Raw genomic sequence first — 18,112 nt, 5'->3', positions numbered from 1 at the left:
ATATAAAATATTAATAAAACGGACAAATGATGGAAAAAATACATGATATAGGAATTTGGTTGAAGTACATGTGTGATTAACTAAAGGAGAGATACAGATTGAGGAAATGGATGTTTATTTTAGGGATAATACTCGTTACGACCGTTATCGGCATTGTTTTTTTAGATGGGACTGAGGAAGAAGCTCAAAGTGTGCTGTTAAGAAGTAAACTATTCGCAGAAGTAGGTGGCGAAGCGCCAAGCTTTACATTGAAAACACTGGATAATAGTGATGTATATAAATATGACAATAAATTAGGAAAGCCATTGATTTTAAATTTTTGGGCTTCATGGTGTGGACCTTGTAAGTTAGAGGCACCTGAGCTTGTGAAATTATATGAGAAGTATAAACCTGATATTGAAATTGTGGCAATTAATATTACGGCGGAGGATTCTTTAAAAAGTGCCAAGAAATTTGCTGAAACCTATGGCTTTCAATTCCCGGTTCTGATGGATGAAGATGCTGAAGTAACGGATTTGTATATTGTACAAGCCATACCAACAACCTATTTTATAGATAAGGATGGTATTATTGTTGATAAAGTGCTTGGCTCAGTAGAACCAGAAGTTTTAGAGAAAAAATTGAAATCACTACTGCACTAAGAAATATTCATATTACAAAAAGTATCACTATTCTTCTTGCTGATTATAGTGATATTTTTTTGTGATGGTTATATAGTCACGTAATGTTCAGCTTCATATCACTTGACTGATGCTTAATTTAACAGCATTATATTAGGATGATAGTGTAATATATCCTAATAATGCAATCGAATGTAAAATATTAATGAATTGTAATAAGAGCAGGGTGAAGTGATATGAGTAAACATGAAAAACAAATTATTGTGATTGGAATCATTTTATCAATCGTATTTTTAAACTTTTTAAATCCACTGACAAACTCGAATCCGACTGCACCAACTGCTGAACAAGGAATATTAGATTTATCCCAGTGGGATTTTGAAGAAGATGGACTAGTAGGCTTGAATGGTGATTGGGAATTTTATGAGGATCAGCTACTTTCACCAGATGATTTTCTCAATTCAACAACTAATCTGTATCAAGATGTTCCTAGTGTTGGAAGTCAAAAACAATCCTCAAGCGTGATCAATCAAGATGGTTTTGCTACATATCGGTTAACTGTAAATGTGGGAGAGAAGTATGAACAACAAATTTTTGGAGTAAAAATCAATGATATTCGAATGGCACATAAGTTATTTGTAAATGGACAATTCATAGGTCAAAGTGGATTAATAGGGGTTTCAAATGAAGAACATAAAATAGGTAATATACCCTATGCAGCTTATTTTAACGTGGATCAGGAAACCTTTGATATTATAATCCAAGTTTCTAAATATGATTATTATGATGGCGGCATTATTGGTGAAATAGACTTTGGGCTTAGAGAAGATATTTCCAAATTAAGTTTAATTTCATTTGGTACAGATTTATCGATTATTTTTGTATTGCTGCTTTTTTCTGTTTACAAAGTAGTCACCTATTCCATGGGTCGTCAAAGAAATACTTTTTATTTATACAACGGGCTCTTTTTCATAAGTTTACTCATTACTTTTTCATGCAGAAACGAAAAGATATTTATGATGTCTTTTCCAATGATCCCAATGGACATTTCATATAAAATTCAAGATATAACAGCCTACTCGGCCATCATATTTATCTTTTTATCTCTTTGGAAGTTGGATAGGGATCTGACTCCTAAGTGGAGTATTCGTATCTTTTGTTATCCTATGGTTGCTTATATCCTGGCTGTTGCAATCCTTCCCTATTCTGTCTATACACATATGGAAATAGCGATTTTGTTTTTTGCTGGTGGGAGTATGTCCTTTATATTAATTTCATTAGTATGGGTTTACTTCAAACGAAAATATGAAGATGAAGAAACAAGAGAGTCCATATTGTTATCCATTTTATTTATTTTCCTATTTTTAATGTATTATGGCAGTATTAATTTGTTTGATATTTTAGCAGCATTGACAGGCCAAATGATTGAGTGGGATACTATCATGAAAACTAGATCCCAAGTGATGTATGAGTTAGGAGAATTTAGAGAAATAAGCATCGTCATTTTTGTTGCTCTAATGTATATTTTATTAGCGCTTAGAAATACAAATACAGTGAGCAAACTTGAACGTATGTCTAAGAGATTGTTATCTATGAATAAAATGAAAGATGAGTTTCTCGCCATTACATCTCATGAGCTAAAAACACCTTTGCATGGAATTATGAATATCTCTTCCTATTTATTAGAAGAAAAAGGGAGGATATCAGATGAACAAAAAGAAAATCTGTCACTGATTCATGATACATCTATCAAGCTCTCTAATCTAGTAAATGATCTGATTGATGTGTCGCGCTTGAAGAACGGGGAGATAAAGCTACAAACATCCAGGGTAGATATGAAAGTTTCTACGCAAATTGTTTTTGATGTGTTGGCATTTGAAGTCAAGGGGAAGAAAATTGACTTAGTAAACAACATTTCAAAAGGGACACTTGTGATTGCTGACGAAAGTCGAGTGCGTCAAATCTTATATAATTTGATTCACAATGCGATTAAACATACGAAGCAAGGCCAAGTTACAGTGACTTCTCATCTAGTAGGGGATACCTTAACAATCTCTGTGGAGGATACGGGAATAGGTATTCCAGTGGAAAAAAGAGAAAAGGTTTTTGGATACTTTGAACAATTGGATCAACCATTACCACAAGACGGATATCATAGCATGGGATTAGGGTTATATATTAGTCGTCAATTAGTAGAAAAGATGGAGGGGGAAATGTGGGTGGACTGGTCAGAAGTTGGTGAGGGTACTAGGTTCAGCTTCACGCTTCCTTTTTCAAAGATTGAAAATTTACCAGAGCAATCCACTGTAGAATCAGATCAGCAAATGCAATCCACTGCATTTTCACAGTCTGAACTTGAAATAGATCAGAAGTATGAACAAACCATTTTAATTGTGGATGACGAATCTACTAATATACGAATATTATTTAATTTGTTAACGAAACAGCACTATAATGTTATTACTGCTTATTCAGGAAAAGAGGCATTAGCAAAGCTTAGTCAGCATAAAGAAATTGATCTAGTCATATCCGATGTAATGATGCCTGAAATGTCAGGACTTGATTTGTGTAAAAAAATAAGAGAAACAAGATCGTTAATCAAGCTGCCGATTTTACTAGCTACAGTAAAAGATATGCCAGGTGATATAGATTTAGGATTTAAAGCAGGAGCCAATGACTATGTAACAAAACCTTTTGACACAAAAACGATATTAGCACGAATTCAAACACTGCTTTCTATGAAGGTTTCGATGGAAGAAGCATTTCAGAATGAGTTGGCTTTTTTACAGGCTCAAATCAAACCACATTTTCTTCATAATGCATTAAGTACGATTGCATCGTTGTGTTATACAGATGTGCAGGAGGCTATCCGTTTATTGAAGATGCTGAATATTTACCTAAGGATAATTTATCATACAGACCCAACGACGATGTTCGTACCGTTAAAACAAGAGCTGCAGCTGGTAGAAGCCTTTGTAGAAATTGAAAAAGTTAGATTTGACTGGCTGTACTTTACTTTAAATATAGAAGATAGTTTAAATGATGATGTTGTTATCCCAGCATTAAGTATTCAGCCTTTAGTTGAAAATGCAATAAGACATGGACTTTTTAAACAAAAAGGAGAACGTCATGTTTCACTGAAAATTGAAGATCACAATGCAATGATTCGTGTCATCGTTGAAGATAACGGAATCGGTATTTCGGAAGATGTGTTGGAGCAGTTTAAAAAAGGTGAGATCAAAAATGCAGGAATTGGAATGACCAATATCAAAAAGAGGTTGGATTCTTTGCAGGGAGCAACGATTAATATTGAATCGGCGGCAGGGCAAGGGACAAAAATCACATTAGAATTAAACAAGAAATACGACATTGAATTCAATCGTGGGAAGGAGGAACGGTATGCTTAAGGTCATGATTGTAGAAGATGAACAACCGACTTTAGAAATGATGAATATGCTTGTTGATCAGAACAAGCATTTATCTGTTGTTGGCAGTTTCAGTAACCCAATAGAAGCCTTAGATCAATTTCCTCTCCTTCAACCTGATGTGGTTTTTCTTGATGTTGAAATGCCAGACATGACGGGTATGCGGTTAGCGGAAAAGTTAATCCAGACCAATGAGAATATTCAAATCGTATTTACAACAGCATTTGAACAATATGCGGTGGATGCATTTAAAGTGAATGCAGTGGATTATTTGGTTAAGTTTGTCACCCCTGAAGATATCGAGAGAGTGAGCGCTCGTTTAATTAAAAATCATGAACAACTCACAAAGATTAAATCTTTGGAGGAAAGTAAAGGAGCTTCCATCCGTTGTTTTGGAACTTTTGAAATAAGAGGTACTGATGGATCTGTAATAAAATGGCCAACAAGAAAAACAGAGGAGCTCTTTGCTTATTTTCTGCTTCATGTTAATCAAGTCATTAGCAAGTGGAGGTTAATGGAGTTATTTTGGCCTAATCATAAACATGCAACAACTAACCTTCATACGACAATTTCTCGCATGAAAAAAGTATTAAGGGATAACCAGTTGCCTATTCAAGTGGAAAAAGTAAATGAAGGATATTTGTTTGATCTGCAAAACATTGAATGTGACTTAGAGGCATTCAAAAACTACTTCTCTACTAATAAAAAGGTAGCGAAAGAAAATCTTGCAGAAAGTGAAAAAACATTCCGTTTGTATAAAGGAAGTCTATTTGAATTAAAGGACTATATTTGGAGTATAGGGCTTGAGAGAGAATTGGCAGAACGGTATACCTATTTAACAGAGCAATTAGTGAATTATTATGTGGAAAAGAAAATGTTAGAGCATGCAGAAGAGACGATGAAGCTTTATCTAACGATGTATCCTCTTCATGAAGAGATGAATGTGAAGCTGTTCAAGTTGTATGCAAGCAGATGTGGTTATAAAGAACAGTTGAAAGATCATTATACTAAATATGTGAAACTACTAAAGGAAGAACTTGATGTTGAACCTTCCGATGAAGTAAAGAAATACGCCTCTTTTGAATAAAGGGGGCGTATTTTTTTACATTATATTCGATGACATCTCCGATAGACTTTGTTAGGAGTTTTTCTATAATATAATTTCATAGTTTGGAAAAAATAAGGGGTACAGGATAAGAGAAGGGAGAATCATGCCTCATATATGAAAAACATAATATTGTGTCTCATTATGTTTGTTTTGTTTATTCAACCTTTTTCCACAATTTTCGCACAACCACGTAAAGAATTGAAAGCAGCCTTTGTTCGAGATCAAGATTTATGGATTAAAATGGGTGATGAAGAAGTGAAGGTAACACAAGATGTAAATGTTAGATATCCTAAATGGTCTTTTGATGGAAAATGGATTGCATACATGACAAGTCAAACAGAAGAAGAAACCAACAGTACTGAGGAGGGACTTTGGATATTTCATCTTAAATCAAATAAACGTTTTAAAATTAGTTCTTTTGATCATAAAAATTTTCAGTGGGCTCCAAATCAGAATGTCTTAGCTTTTCAAGAAAAGAATGATTTGAAGGTATTGGATATATCATTATTAAGTCACTCACAAAATATAACTTCTGACATCATCAACTACTCATGGCTGCCAGATGGGAGCGGTCTATTAACTTCTTCAAAAGCTGGCAACAGTGTTTATTCAGACATCGTGTTAACAAAAATTTTAATTGATTTCAAAAAAAATGAACATCAGTCCGAACATCTTTATACCATTCCAGTTAAAGAGGTGGATCGGTTTTATGGAACAAGCCAGTTTAAATGGTCTTATGATCATCAATGGATTGCTTTTCTGTTGGTCCCAACACCATCCATGTCTACTGATACGAACACTGTAAGTGTCCTTTCTAATGATGGGAGTAGATTCAGTATGATTGAAGAAATGTTAAATTACAGAGCATGGTTTCAATGGGCACCAAAACAAAATTTATTAGGTTTTATTCAAGGATATAACCGAAATGTTATGGAGAATAAGAAATTGGAAGTGTATATGATAGAACAAAACATGTCTGATCGATACACACCCAAAGGATATGTTGATCGGGATTTAACTTGGCAGGATGATGACAATGTCTACGTCTCACGTTCCATGGAAATGGAGTGGACGATAGATGTTGAGCAAAGACCGATGCCAGCTATATATAAAGTTCACATTGGAACAGGAGTTTCAAAGCAAGTCACATTTCCATCAACAAAGGAAGGTGACTTTCGACCTCAATACTTAGATGACGAGGAAAAATTAAGTTGGATTAGAACGAATAGAAGTGAAGCGGATGTTTGGGTTGCGAATTCCGAAGGGATAGAAGAGAAAATTTGGATTGAGAATATCCATGTCGGCTATTGGTATTATGAACATTGGGACTGGGATGAGGTTTTTCACTTGTATCAGTCCTAAAAAGTTGACATGTAATGCGGAGGATAACTTCTTGGTATCTTGTTAAATGTCCTTAGCGGCAAAGGGTGAACATTTGGAAAAATGGGACCATTGAGCTATTTTTCTGGGCTTTTATCCTTGATCATTCTTGTTTTCACAGGTTTCTCATACATTGCATATTTTTTTAAATTAAGAAAATTAAACAAGGAGAAAATTTAAAATTCATTGTTATTCATTTACAATCTTAAACCAGTTCTTTCATGAAAACAGAGAGTATTTTATACTTTCTGTTTTTTTATTGAGTATTTATCACGATCAACAAGCTGTAGACTCCCTCTCATTCAAGTGGAGTTTACAGCTTGATTTTTCCTGATAAGGTCCTTTAACTTTCAAAGGGAGATTTAAAAACTCCCACTGAAATTAAGATTCTCTTTATAGGTCTTTAGTTTCGTATCCTATTATTTGTTTTTATTATAGTTTCCTACACTCACCTCCTTGTAAGAATTTTGTAAGACCGTTTTGTTAAACTCGTTTTTGGCAGCAAGAGATAACAAAATCATAAGGAGGATGAAAAATGAAAAAATTATTTGTTTTATTAACATTGACGGCTTTAACACTAGCGCTTATAGGGTGTTCATCTGATGAAGTATCTGGAACTAGTGAGAATGGTAAGACATCAACTACAGAGGAAAATACAGAGAATACAGAAACTGAAAATACAGAGAACGAAGAGGAAACGAAAGACAATAAAGTAAACGTTGAAAAAGAAGAGCCAAAGGAAAGTATAAGCCTTGAAATCACACAACAAAATGAGGTAGCGTGGGTGGACTCTATAGGGACGGTTTGGGTCCATTCAGCAGCTATTTTTGAAAACACTGGAGATGAGCCTGTTAAAATTGGTGAGGCTCAAATGAACTTTAAAGATCAAGAAGGAGGAATTCTTGGTACGGAAACGTGGTTATATGCAGTTCCTGATATTGTTTTACCTGGTCAAAAAGCATTTATTACAGAAAGCACGTTTTTAGATGGCATTAATGATCCAAGTTTATTTAAAGAAACGTCATATAACTTTGATTATGGAAAAACTGGAGAAGATCCTTATTTGATGGAAACTTCTGGAGTCAAAGGATTCCCAGGAGATGAATATTCTCCTTATACCGTTACTGGTGTAGTGAAAAACACAACGGATAAAAAACATGAATTTATCAGCGTATCTGCAGCTTTATATGCGGAGGACGGTTCGCTTTTAGGCATATTAGATGGTTCGGTGGATGTAGGTGTAGCTCCTGGTAGTGAAGCTGGTTTTGAGTTGTTTTACCCAGAAATCCCTGTAGAATATGGCAATCAAGTTGTAAGTGTTGAAGTGTTAGCTTATGGTTGGGATTTCTAAAAATCGACATCAAATAAAGACTATACCCAAAAAAGTGATGGAGTACATTGTTGTCTAAGCCTAATACTTTTTCAGGGCCCAAACACTCAGCGAAGAAAGTCCGGTGCTCATGTAACATATCTACACTCCGCTCCAGCTTGCTGCATGTTCGTACAATCTTCTTGGTGCTGAAAACCGAACTTTTTGAATATGCACTTATAGAAGATATCCAAAGTACAACGAAGCTGGAGCTAGTCATAATATCATATAGATAAGGTGAGGGAATAATAAAATGAGAAAAATTAGTTACATACTACTTAGTCTAGTTATAGCAATCATATCGGTTATTCCTGTTGCAGGAACACCAGTTGTATCTGCATCTAACGACGGTAGGGTCATGGAGTTGTCTAACAATGCAGATTTAGAGTCACTAAGGTTAAGTTTGCATGAAAATGGAAATGATCCAGGTTGGTCAACGTTGATATCTGATGCTTCTGATTCTCAAACGATTTGGGATTTTGGAGTCCCCAATCGTATAAATAGAATAATGGTAGAAGCGACACCACTGAATGAAGACGCAAATGTAGAGATCATTTTTCCTGATTTAGAAGACCCAAATTCATCAGGAAATTCACTCCCAGAGGGATTAACAGAAATTGAAATCAAGGTCATATCAGAGGATGGGCAATCAACAAAAAGTTATTTGATCAGGGTAGTGAGAGAAGCGGCTAAATCTGATAATGCAGATTTAGCGTCATTAGAAGTTGGTATGCTTAATAATGGAGAACTTGAAGGGGAAACAATGTTGATTTCTAGTGATAATCCTACATCTCAAACACATTGGTTAATGGAAGCTCCTAATTATGTAGATAGTATAATAATAGATGCAACACCAAATGATGACAATGCATCAGTACAGATTATTGCTCCGATTGTTCCAATTGTTCCTGAAGAAAGAAATCAAAATGCATCTGTATTTCCACTACTACCAGTCGGAGTGACAGAAATTGAAGTCATCGTCACAGCAGAAGACGGGGAATCAACAAAAAGTTATGAAATCGAAATATACAAGGGAGTAGACATGTTTGCAGGTTTGAAGTCATTACAAGTTAGTTATGATGGAATGAATGATGATGGAGAATTGTTAGCTGATAACCCTTCCGAAACCACGTTTAATGTAGAGGTAGGAAATGATGTGGATAGGATTACGGTCTCAGCAGAACCAATAAATGAAAATGCAACGTTAGGTATTTTTCATTCAGATGAACTGTTAAAGCAATTAGTTGATGAAGAATCGACAACAACAAGAGAATTCGATCTTCCTGTAGGAACAACATCCATATCAGTCATCGTAACACCAGATAGTGGATCACAAAAGTTTTATACTATTCACATAACAAGAGATGAACCATCTGGATCTGATAACAATGCAAATTTATCGTCACTACGGCTAAGTTTCTTTAATGATGGAGATGAGCCAGACAAATGGGAAATGTTGATAACTGATGCTTCCAATCCTCAAACAACATGGGATTTTGAAGTTCCCAATGATATGAATAGAATAATAATAAATGCAATACCATCAGATGAGAATGCAAGTGTAGATATTATTTTTCCAGATTTAGAAGACCCAATTTCATCGGAAAACTCACTTCCAGTTGGATTAACAGAAATTAAGGTCAGGGTCACAGCAGAAAACGAATCAACGAAAATTTATGAGATCAATGTAGTGAGAGAAACGGCTACCTCTCGTGAGGTCTGGAATATAGAATCTCCGATGCCAGATGGAAGGTCAGGTCATGGTGCGGTAGAAGTAAACGGAAAAATTTATGTGATTGGTGGACATGGTAGTGATCGGACCCTAAACAATAAGGTGTTAGAATATGATCCTGAAGCTCTACCTGATACAAACCCATGGAAAGAAATATCTACTCTGCCAACACCTAGAGCTTCTGTATCTATAGTTGAATTGGATGGAAAGATATATGTGATTGGTGGGTATGAGATAAATGGTAATTATTTAAGTACAGTTGAAGTTTATGATCCATCATTAAATGAATGGGTTAAATGGGAAAGTGAAACAGGAGATAAAGTTGACTGGGCAGCTATGCCTACTCCAAGAATTCGATTTGGAGTTGCTGAAGTCGGCGGAAAAATATATGCTATTGGTGGAGAAGGCATTTCGGATCAAGGGACTACTGTTGAATTAAGTACAGTGGAAGCTTATGATCCAAAATCAAACACTTGGGAAACCATGGAAGATATGCCTGATACAAGGTATGGTCATGGTGTCATTGAAGTGGAAGGGAAGATATTTGCAATTGGTGGAAGCCGATCATCTAATCAATTAGATACAGTGGCAGTATATGATCCAGATACAGATAATTGGATAAGACACGAAATGGCCTCATTGAATAAAGCAAGAAAATATTTTAGTGTGACTGAAGTGAATGGAAAAATCTATGCTATTGGTGGATATGATGATGCCGATTTATCTTCAGTTGAAGAATATAATTTTGAAACAAATCAGTGGGAGTTCATTGAAGATATGAATTCAGCTAGAATTGTAGCAGGAGTAGCTGTAGTGGATAAAACCATTTATGCTATTGGTGGTGGGTCAGAAGCACAGATTTTTAATACAATGGAATCATATTATGTTGGTGATTCCACGTTGTCTAATAATGCAGATTTACAATCTCTAGAAGTTTATCATGCAAGACAACAGCTTTCTATTGAACCTAGTTTTCAGTCTGATACTACAACTTATTCTTTAAATGTAGAAAATGAAGTTGAAAGTATTGATGTGTCTGCTATAGCAGCGCATGAGCAAGCTAGTATACAAATTATAGATCCGAATGAACCTAAATCTTCTTTAGAAAATCAAATAACAGCTGTTGACAGCACTTCAAAGGAAAATCCATTGCCAATAGGGATAGAAAAGACAATTCCATTGCCAGTAGGAGAGACAGAGGTTAAAATACTTGTCACGGCAGAAGATAGTGAAACAAAAGAATATATTTTGAATGTAGTAAGGGAAGCGCCAGTTCTTTCTAACAATGCAAAATTAGAAACATTGACGTTAAATGATGGGGATCTCGTCTTGAGCCCAGCATTTGATCCCAATACTACGAATTATACATTGGAAGTAGATACTAATGTAGAATCTTTAACGATTGAAGCAGCTGCTGAAGATGAAAATGCAGAAGTACTACTTATAAATCCCTATGGCGGACCTTCTGAACCACCCAGTAATGAAATCAATTTTACTATTCAACTTGCTGTAGGAACAACAACAATTCCAATTATAGTGACCGCAGAGGATGGTACTGAAATGAAGTATGCCATTAAGGTGACAAGAAAAATAAACAATACCTTTGCAGATTTATCAGATCTCTATGTGAATCCAGGGGTATTAGATCCAACGTTTGCTCCTGAGGAAACCTCTTATACCGTTGAGGTAGAAAACAATGTGGAGAGTATAACTGTAAATGCAGCGGTCGATAATACAGATGTTTCTAAGACCATAACAATAGATGGTGAAGAAGTGAGCGAAAAATCAATTGAACTTTCAATAGGAGAAACGATCATTCCAGTAGTGGTCGAAGAAACAGATGGGGGAACTAATAAAAGATACGAAATAACGGTATTGAGGGAAGATTCTCCTGCAGATGAAACACCACCAGTCATACAATTAAACGGATCATCCATCGTAACAATCTACAAAAATAGAACTTATACAGAACAAGGTGCCACAGCACATGATAATGTGGATGGCGATATCACAGATAAGATTGTGATTTCAGGAAATGTGGATACCTCTACAACTGGAGAGTATATCATTACGTATATTGTCACAGATGAAGCGGGCAATGTTGCAGAAGCTAAGAGAACAGTAAAGGTCAAGAAGAAACCAACAACCTCAAAACCAGATGATGAAGATGATAAAGATGAAGAAACAGATCCAGTTGATGGCGAGGATGTAACGGATGAAGTTGATCCAGAGTCCGAGAAGGAAGATGAAAACAATAATCCAGCGGATGAAAATACAGTAACGTTTGAAGATACGGAAGGTCATTGGGCTAATGACATCATCAAGAAGCTTGTTTCTAAACAAATACTATCTGGAGATGATCAAGGAAACTTCAATCCAGATACTGGAATAACAAGAGCAGAATTTGCCACACTCATTGTTAAAACGTTAGAGTTAGAATTGAGTGATTCAAATACAGGATTTAATGATGTAAGTACAGAGAGTTGGTACGCTCCATATATTAAAGCAGCAAGAGATGCAGGGATTGTTGAAGGTATTTCAGAAGAACAATATGAACCGAGTAGAATCGTAAGCAGACAAGAAATGATGACGATGATCATGAGAGCTTATCGGACAATAGAGGATGTGAATCTAAGTGAAGAAGAGTGGAATGCAATTGAAAAATTCACAGATTCAGATCAAATTGGGGAATGGGCGCAAGAGGATGTATACGTAGCAAAATATTTAGAATTAGTTGGCGGACGTTCGAATAACAACTTTGAACCAACAGCAGAAACATTAAGAGCTGAAGCAGCGGTTATTATCTATCGATTTTTAATTAAGCTGGATATGTTAGATTAATTTAAATTTTATAACTTTTTTAATGCTTAGAAAAGAAACCTTATTATTGTTTTTAAATAAACTGCACACCCCAATTGTTAGACATATGACTAACAATTGGAGGTGTATTTTTTTATGCTTTTTGAAAAGTCACCGATTGGAGTTGTTGTTCTGTTTAAATATGATGAAGGAAATATTGGTGATAATACGCTAGTTTACCATCCCCTAACATTCATTTTTTTGTTATACTATTGAAATTGATTTCATTAATATATGGTACATATAGTTACCGTTATTAAAAAGATAAGGGAGTATTGGCAGAACTATGAAAAAACGTTTTATCGCATTTGTGATTTTAATCTTAATTTATTTATCAACGTATGGCTCTTTGAATGTATTTACAAAGCAATTGAATCCACCAGATATGCCTACAGCAGACAACGGAATGCTAGATTTATCTGAATGGGATTTTAAAGAAGATGGTAGAGTTCCGCTAAACGGAGAGTGGGAGTATTATCCATATCAGTTATTAAATCCAGATGATTTCGTTCAATTTGAAAACAATGAAAGAACGCTTCAATATGTTCATGTTCCTACCTTTATGTGGACTTCGTATGAAGTTGACGGTCAACCAATGAGTGAATTTGGACAAGCAACCTATCGTTTAAAAATCAAAGTTGAAGATGAGGACATGTTATATGGTATAAAGACAACCTCATTTATTCTAAATGCTCATCAACTATTTATAGATGGAAAGTTAATGGGTTCTCAAGGTACAGTAGCAGATGAAAAAAGCGCCTACTCACCTGGTAGTCTACCCTATGTGACTTATTTTAACCTAGAGCGTGGTGTCCATGAAATTGTCGTACAAGTAGCTAATTACGATTACTACGCAGGTGGAGGTATTAGCGGAGCCATCTATTTTGGGGAGCAGCAGAGCATTTCTGAATTAAGAGATACAGCATTAATGCATGATTGGGTGACGATTAGTATTTTTGGCATCATGGGTATTTATTTTATAGGAATCTACTCTCAAAGAAGAAAAGATTATTATTATTTGCTTTTTGCAATATATTGTATGGCCATTGCTTTATTTAAAGCGATTCACGGAGAACAAGTATGGTATATCGTATTTCCTGACAGCAGTTATGAACTTGTATCTAGACTTCGATTGTTATCCTTTATGACTACCCATGTTTCTTTATTGTTATACATTTATACAGCATTCAAGGAAATAGCATCTAAAAAAATAGTTATAGCTGGAACAGCAATTGGCGGTTTAATTATGCTGTATGAAGTTTTATTTCCAAGTTTAGTTCCAGTGTGGTTCCTGCATACTACGTCAGCTTACATGTTTGTTTCATTGACATATATTGTATATGTTATGGTTTTGGCTACGTTGAAAAAGATGGATGGCGGTGTATTTATGATCATAGGGGCTTTGGCTATGACTGTACACTCACTCCGATATTACGTAGCGTTGGAGAGCGTAATTACTTTATTTCCAATAGAACCTTTTATATTCTTGCTTATGCTTGCATTTTTAATGTCGCTAAGATTCTCAAATACATTTAAAAGAAACGAGCAGTTGTCTACTGAATTAATAAAAGTGGATAAAGTAAAGGACGAATTTATAGCGAAAACTTCACATGAATTCAAGACACCACTGCATGGGATTATGAACATTACTCAGTCTATGGTAAAGGAATCGGGTTCAAATTTATCATCGAGGGAAAATGAAAATTTACAGCTCATAACATCCATTGCAAAAAGATTATCTGTCCTCGTCCATGATATCCTTGATCTGTCTAACTTGAAACAAGGAGAACTGATGGTGAATCCTATATCGATTGATGTTCGTTCTAATGTAGGGGTGATCCTTAAGATTTACGATTTTGAAGCAAAAGAGAAGCAGATCAAACTAATAAACAAAGTACGAAACGATTTAAAGCATGTATGGGCAGATGAATATCGTTTTAAACAAATCGTAAGTAATCTAATTGATAATGCCATTAAACATACAAAGGAAGGCGAGATTGAAGTTTATGCAAAAGAGATCGCAGATGGTTTCATAGAAATTTCTGTTGCAGATTCTGGTTCTGGTATTCCAGAGGATCAGTTGGACATCATTTTTAACGCATTTGAACAGGGCAGCACAGCGATAAAAAACGGTCAAATGGGAGTTGGATTAGGACTTAATATTGTAAAAGAACTGGTGCAATTGCAAAAAGGAACAATAAGTGTCACCTCAGAGGTAGATAAGGGTTCTGTTTTTGAGTTTACATTGCCAGCTGCCACTTCTAAACAAATGGTTAGAGAAGATAGCCAAATTGAAAATGTGAAGGAAGAAGTTGCAGTATCATTAGAAACACCTTATTATTCAGACAATAAAAATGAATATAGAATCTTAGTTGTAGATGATCACCTTCCAAATTTAAAAATCTTAATTGATACATTAGAAGCTGCAAGTTATGAAGTGATTGGTGTAACTAATGGGAAAGAAGCATTGACTGTCATCAATGAAAATCATATGGATCTAGTGATAACCGATGTGATGATGCCGGAAGTATCAGGTTATGAGCTTTGCTCCGAAATTAGAAAAACATATACCTTGGCAGAGCTACCAGTGTTAATGGTAACTGCAGGCATTCATGCAGAAGATCTGTTAGCAGGTTTTCAAGCTGGAGCGAATGACTTTTTGCATAAACCGTTTGATCTATCAGAAATGGAAGCCAGAGTGGACAATTTAATTCAAATGAAACGTTCAGCGAATAAAGTGATGAGTTTGGAAATGGCCTTTCTACAATCGCAAATTAAACCACATTTTCTATTTAACGTATTAAATACGATCGTGTCACTTAGTTATACGGATATGGATAAGTCACGTGATGTTACGATGCACCTTTCCAAATTTTTAAGGGAAGGCTTTGATTTCAGCAACACGAAAAATTTAGTTCCTTTTGAAAAAGAGTTATCTTTAGTTAAATCTTTTGTTGAAATTGAACAATCTAGATATCAAGGGAAAATAAATATGCAATATGAACTTGGTGAAAATGTAGATTTTATGATCCCGCCACTGATTGTTCAGCCACTGATTGAAAATTCGATCCGTCACGGTATTCTTAAAAAATCAACCGAAGGAATGATTCAATTAAAGGTAGAAGTATATAAAAATGAAATAGTTATAGAAGTAAGTGATAATGGAATCGGTATGTCAGAAGAAAAGATAAAACATCTATTAAACTTAGAAACAGTAGGTTCGCATGTGGGTATTCAAAATATTCATCAACGAATAAAGATGCTGTTTGGAACAGAGTTGCAGATTGAAAGTGAACCTAATCAAGGTACAAAAGTTGCCATTACTATACCAAATGTAAAAGCGAATGAGGTGAGGGGTAATGATTAAAGCTTTTTTAATCGATGATGAGGAACATGCATTAAGCTTATTAGAATTGTTTCTGAATGATATAAGCGGGGTCGAAGTCGTTGGTAAAATGACTAATCCTGCCCAAGCATTGGAGATGATAAAGCAAAATCAACCTCATGTCATTTTTTTAGACATAGAAATGCCGCTAATGAATGGGATTGAGTTTGCTGAGCTTCTCCATAATGAACAGACGAATATTGAAATTGTATTTGCTACTGCATATGATCAATATGCCATTTCAGCGTTTGAATATGGAGCAATGGATTATATTTTAAAACCACTTGAAAAAGGTAGACTGCAAAAGACAGTGGAAAGAATGAAGAAAAAGGTGGTAGACACAAATAAGTGTGCCATTGAAAAAACAGCGGCTTCAAGACTTGAGGAAGTAGTAACTCCTAAAATACATGTTCAGACATTTGGGGAGTTTGAGGTGTTTATCGAAGGATATGGAAAATATAAATGGCGTACGGCGAAGGAGAAGGAGTTATTTGCTTTTTTGACTTTACATGCACAGCATGGGGTCCATAGGGATGTCATTATTGAAGCATTGTGGGGGGATGAACATTTTACTAAAGCAAAGGTTTACCTTCATACATGCATTAGTTATATTCGTAAGAACCTTAAGCAATTTGGAATTACCGATATTATTTTGTTTAAAGAACAAAAATATTATATAAATGCAAACTACCTGCAATCAGACTATTTAGATTTTGTGAAAGCTATTGATTTAGTAGATGCTTCAACAGAAACAACTCAAGAAATTGAAAAGTTATTAACGATAAGTAACGATAAAATACTTTTAGATGGCAATGATTATTTTTGGGCTGAAAAAGAAAGAGAAAGCTTAAATAAAAAGAGTTTAGAGTTAAGACTGGCTCTTGCAAAAATGTATAAAAAAAATGAGCAATACCAACAAGCTGCTGAGGTTTTGAACGAGCTAATTCACTTAAACAGTTATAATGAAGAAGGGTATCGTTTATTAATGACTTGTTACTTAAAAATGGGGAATCATGATAAAGTATTAAGTGTTTATAAAAAATTAGTTAAAAAGTTAGATGAGCTAGAGATCAGTCCTTCTGAATTAACTAAACAAATATTAAATCAATTAAACATTAATCTCTAACTTTACAAAAAAAATGATTTACAATCATAATCCTTTGACTATTTTGATATCATGTTCAAGTAGTTAAGGGATTTTTTGTTATTGTATTATTTCTCATAATTAGAGGTGTTTGTTAAGTGTTTTTTAAGAGCGTATTGATATAATATTTTAGTCTTTTGTTTAACCACTGTTTTAGTGGGTTTTGTATTTTTTCTTAGGGGGAATTTGAATGATGGATAGAAACATTGAAGAAGCAAAAGAAATTTTAACATCAATAGATGCCTTTAAAAACACGGACACCAATGCATTGATAAACTTTATATTAGAGCTGATAGAGCCGCAGAAATGAAATTGATTACTACGTTATGATGAAACAACCATTATATAAGTAAATTATGATTTTGATATAAAGATGGAAACCAGAGATGAACTAACTCCCAAAGCATATTTAAACATTGCTTAATGAGTTCATTTCTGGTTTTTATTTTTGTAGAAATTAAGATAGATACAAGTGGTACAATCGTCCAAACCATTTGAAGCGTAGAAACATACAATATGGAATGAATATAAAAAACTAGGAAAGGAAGTGATGCAATGGGCTTTTTCCAAGAAAGTATATGTGATTGTTGTTATTGTCCGATGCAATTTGCTTTAAAACAATTTGAAGGGGAAGTGGTTTTTATCTCAACCTTACTTGACCCCAATATAGAGTTAAACCTATCTTCTGTAGAAGATTTTATTGTATTTGGAACAATGAATGGAGATAGAGCTTGTGTGCCCGTTTCAGAAATTTTTTCTTTTGCATCTATGATCACGAAACCACCAGCAGGTTTAGTTAAACCGATTCAAAAAAGTGTAAAAGGGAAGTGTGGATGTATTGAAGATCCAATGACGAACAAGTTTAATGTTGGGGATATTGTATCAATAAATGGTTCACCTCCATTACAAGTAAATGCTGTAGGAGAAGGGATTGTTGTAGTTAATTTGCTTGATTCTCCAATTCATACCATTATCTCAATATGTAATGTTGTTTTCTCTGTAGAATTTTTACCTCCGACAACAACAAATCAAGCAATAAATACACAAAGTTAAAAGTTTATTCACAAACTAAACTAAAAAAGGAGTGATT

Annotated in this window: 9 protein-coding genes; all 9 read left to right on the top strand. The window is 34.7% G+C overall.

Features of this window, described 5'->3' with window-relative positions; genetic code table 11:
- Positions 1-98 precede the first annotated feature (98 nt).
- A complete protein-coding gene (locus Q5Y73_RS14315) occupies positions 99-641 on the top strand; it encodes a TlpA family protein disulfide reductase (RefSeq protein WP_305992600.1) in 543 nt (180 codons plus the stop codon).
- Between the two features lie 215 nt (positions 642-856).
- Positions 857-4,027: an ATP-binding protein gene (locus tag Q5Y73_RS14310; RefSeq protein ID WP_305992599.1), complete on the top strand. Its 3,171-nt coding sequence runs from the start codon at positions 857-859 to the stop codon at positions 4,025-4,027.
- Positions 4,020-5,132: a response regulator gene (locus Q5Y73_RS14305; protein WP_305992598.1), complete on the top strand. Its 1,113-nt coding sequence runs from the start codon at positions 4,020-4,022 to the stop codon at positions 5,130-5,132. Before Q5Y73_RS14310 ends, Q5Y73_RS14305 begins: the two co-directional genes overlap by 8 nt.
- A gap of 135 nt (positions 5,133-5,267) precedes the next feature.
- Positions 5,268-6,515, top strand: a complete 1,248-nt coding sequence (locus Q5Y73_RS14300) for a TolB family protein (RefSeq protein WP_305992597.1) — start codon at positions 5,268-5,270, stop codon at positions 6,513-6,515.
- Positions 6,516-7,068: 553 nt separating this feature from the next.
- Positions 7,069-7,884, top strand: coding sequence for an FxLYD domain-containing protein (locus Q5Y73_RS14295; protein ID WP_305992596.1), 816 nt, complete (start codon positions 7,069-7,071; stop codon positions 7,882-7,884).
- 271 nt (positions 7,885-8,155) lie between these two features.
- Positions 8,156-12,475, top strand: coding sequence for a cadherin-like beta sandwich domain-containing protein (locus tag Q5Y73_RS14290; protein WP_305992595.1), 4,320 nt, complete (start codon positions 8,156-8,158; stop codon positions 12,473-12,475).
- A 304-nt stretch (positions 12,476-12,779) separates the two neighbouring features.
- On the top strand, positions 12,780-15,860 hold the full coding sequence (locus Q5Y73_RS14285) for a hybrid sensor histidine kinase/response regulator (protein WP_305992594.1): 3,081 nt from the start codon (positions 12,780-12,782) through the stop codon (positions 15,858-15,860).
- Complete coding sequence (locus Q5Y73_RS14280; RefSeq protein WP_305992593.1) at positions 15,853-17,004, top strand: response regulator; 1,152 nt, start codon at positions 15,853-15,855, stop codon at positions 17,002-17,004. The genes Q5Y73_RS14285 and Q5Y73_RS14280 overlap by 8 nt, the downstream gene beginning before the upstream one ends.
- 573 nt (positions 17,005-17,577) lie before the next feature.
- Positions 17,578-18,075 carry a hypothetical protein gene (locus tag Q5Y73_RS14275; protein WP_305992592.1) on the top strand — a complete coding sequence of 166 codons (498 nt, stop codon included), beginning with the start codon at positions 17,578-17,580 and terminating at the stop codon, positions 18,073-18,075.
- The last annotated feature ends 37 nt before the right edge of the window (positions 18,076-18,112 follow it).

The sequence above is a fragment of the Chengkuizengella axinellae genome, from assembly GCF_030730905.1.
GTDB lineage: Bacteria > Bacillota > Bacilli > Paenibacillales > KCTC-33759 > Chengkuizengella > Chengkuizengella axinellae.
This window is presented reverse-complemented; position numbering and strand designations above follow the sequence as displayed.

What these genes read in the sequence shown, in the direction of transcription:
- Q5Y73_RS14310 (WP_305992599.1), top strand. Translation starts at nt 857, where the DNA reads ATGAGTAAACATGAAAAACAAATTATTGTGATTGGAATCATTTTATCA.
- Q5Y73_RS14305 (WP_305992598.1), top strand. Translation starts at nt 4,020, where the DNA reads ATGCTTAAGGTCATGATTGTAGAAGATGAACAACCGACTTTAGAAATG.
- Q5Y73_RS14300 (WP_305992597.1), top strand. Translation starts at nt 5,268, where the DNA reads ATGAAAAACATAATATTGTGTCTCATTATGTTTGTTTTGTTTATTCAA.
- Q5Y73_RS14295 (WP_305992596.1), top strand. Translation starts at nt 7,069, where the DNA reads ATGAAAAAATTATTTGTTTTATTAACATTGACGGCTTTAACACTAGCG.
- Q5Y73_RS14290 (WP_305992595.1), top strand. Translation starts at nt 8,156, where the DNA reads ATGAGAAAAATTAGTTACATACTACTTAGTCTAGTTATAGCAATCATA.
- Q5Y73_RS14285 (WP_305992594.1), top strand. Translation starts at nt 12,780, where the DNA reads ATGAAAAAACGTTTTATCGCATTTGTGATTTTAATCTTAATTTATTTA.
- Q5Y73_RS14280 (WP_305992593.1), top strand. Translation starts at nt 15,853, where the DNA reads ATGATTAAAGCTTTTTTAATCGATGATGAGGAACATGCATTAAGCTTA.
- Q5Y73_RS14275 (WP_305992592.1), top strand. Translation starts at nt 17,578, where the DNA reads ATGGGCTTTTTCCAAGAAAGTATATGTGATTGTTGTTATTGTCCGATG.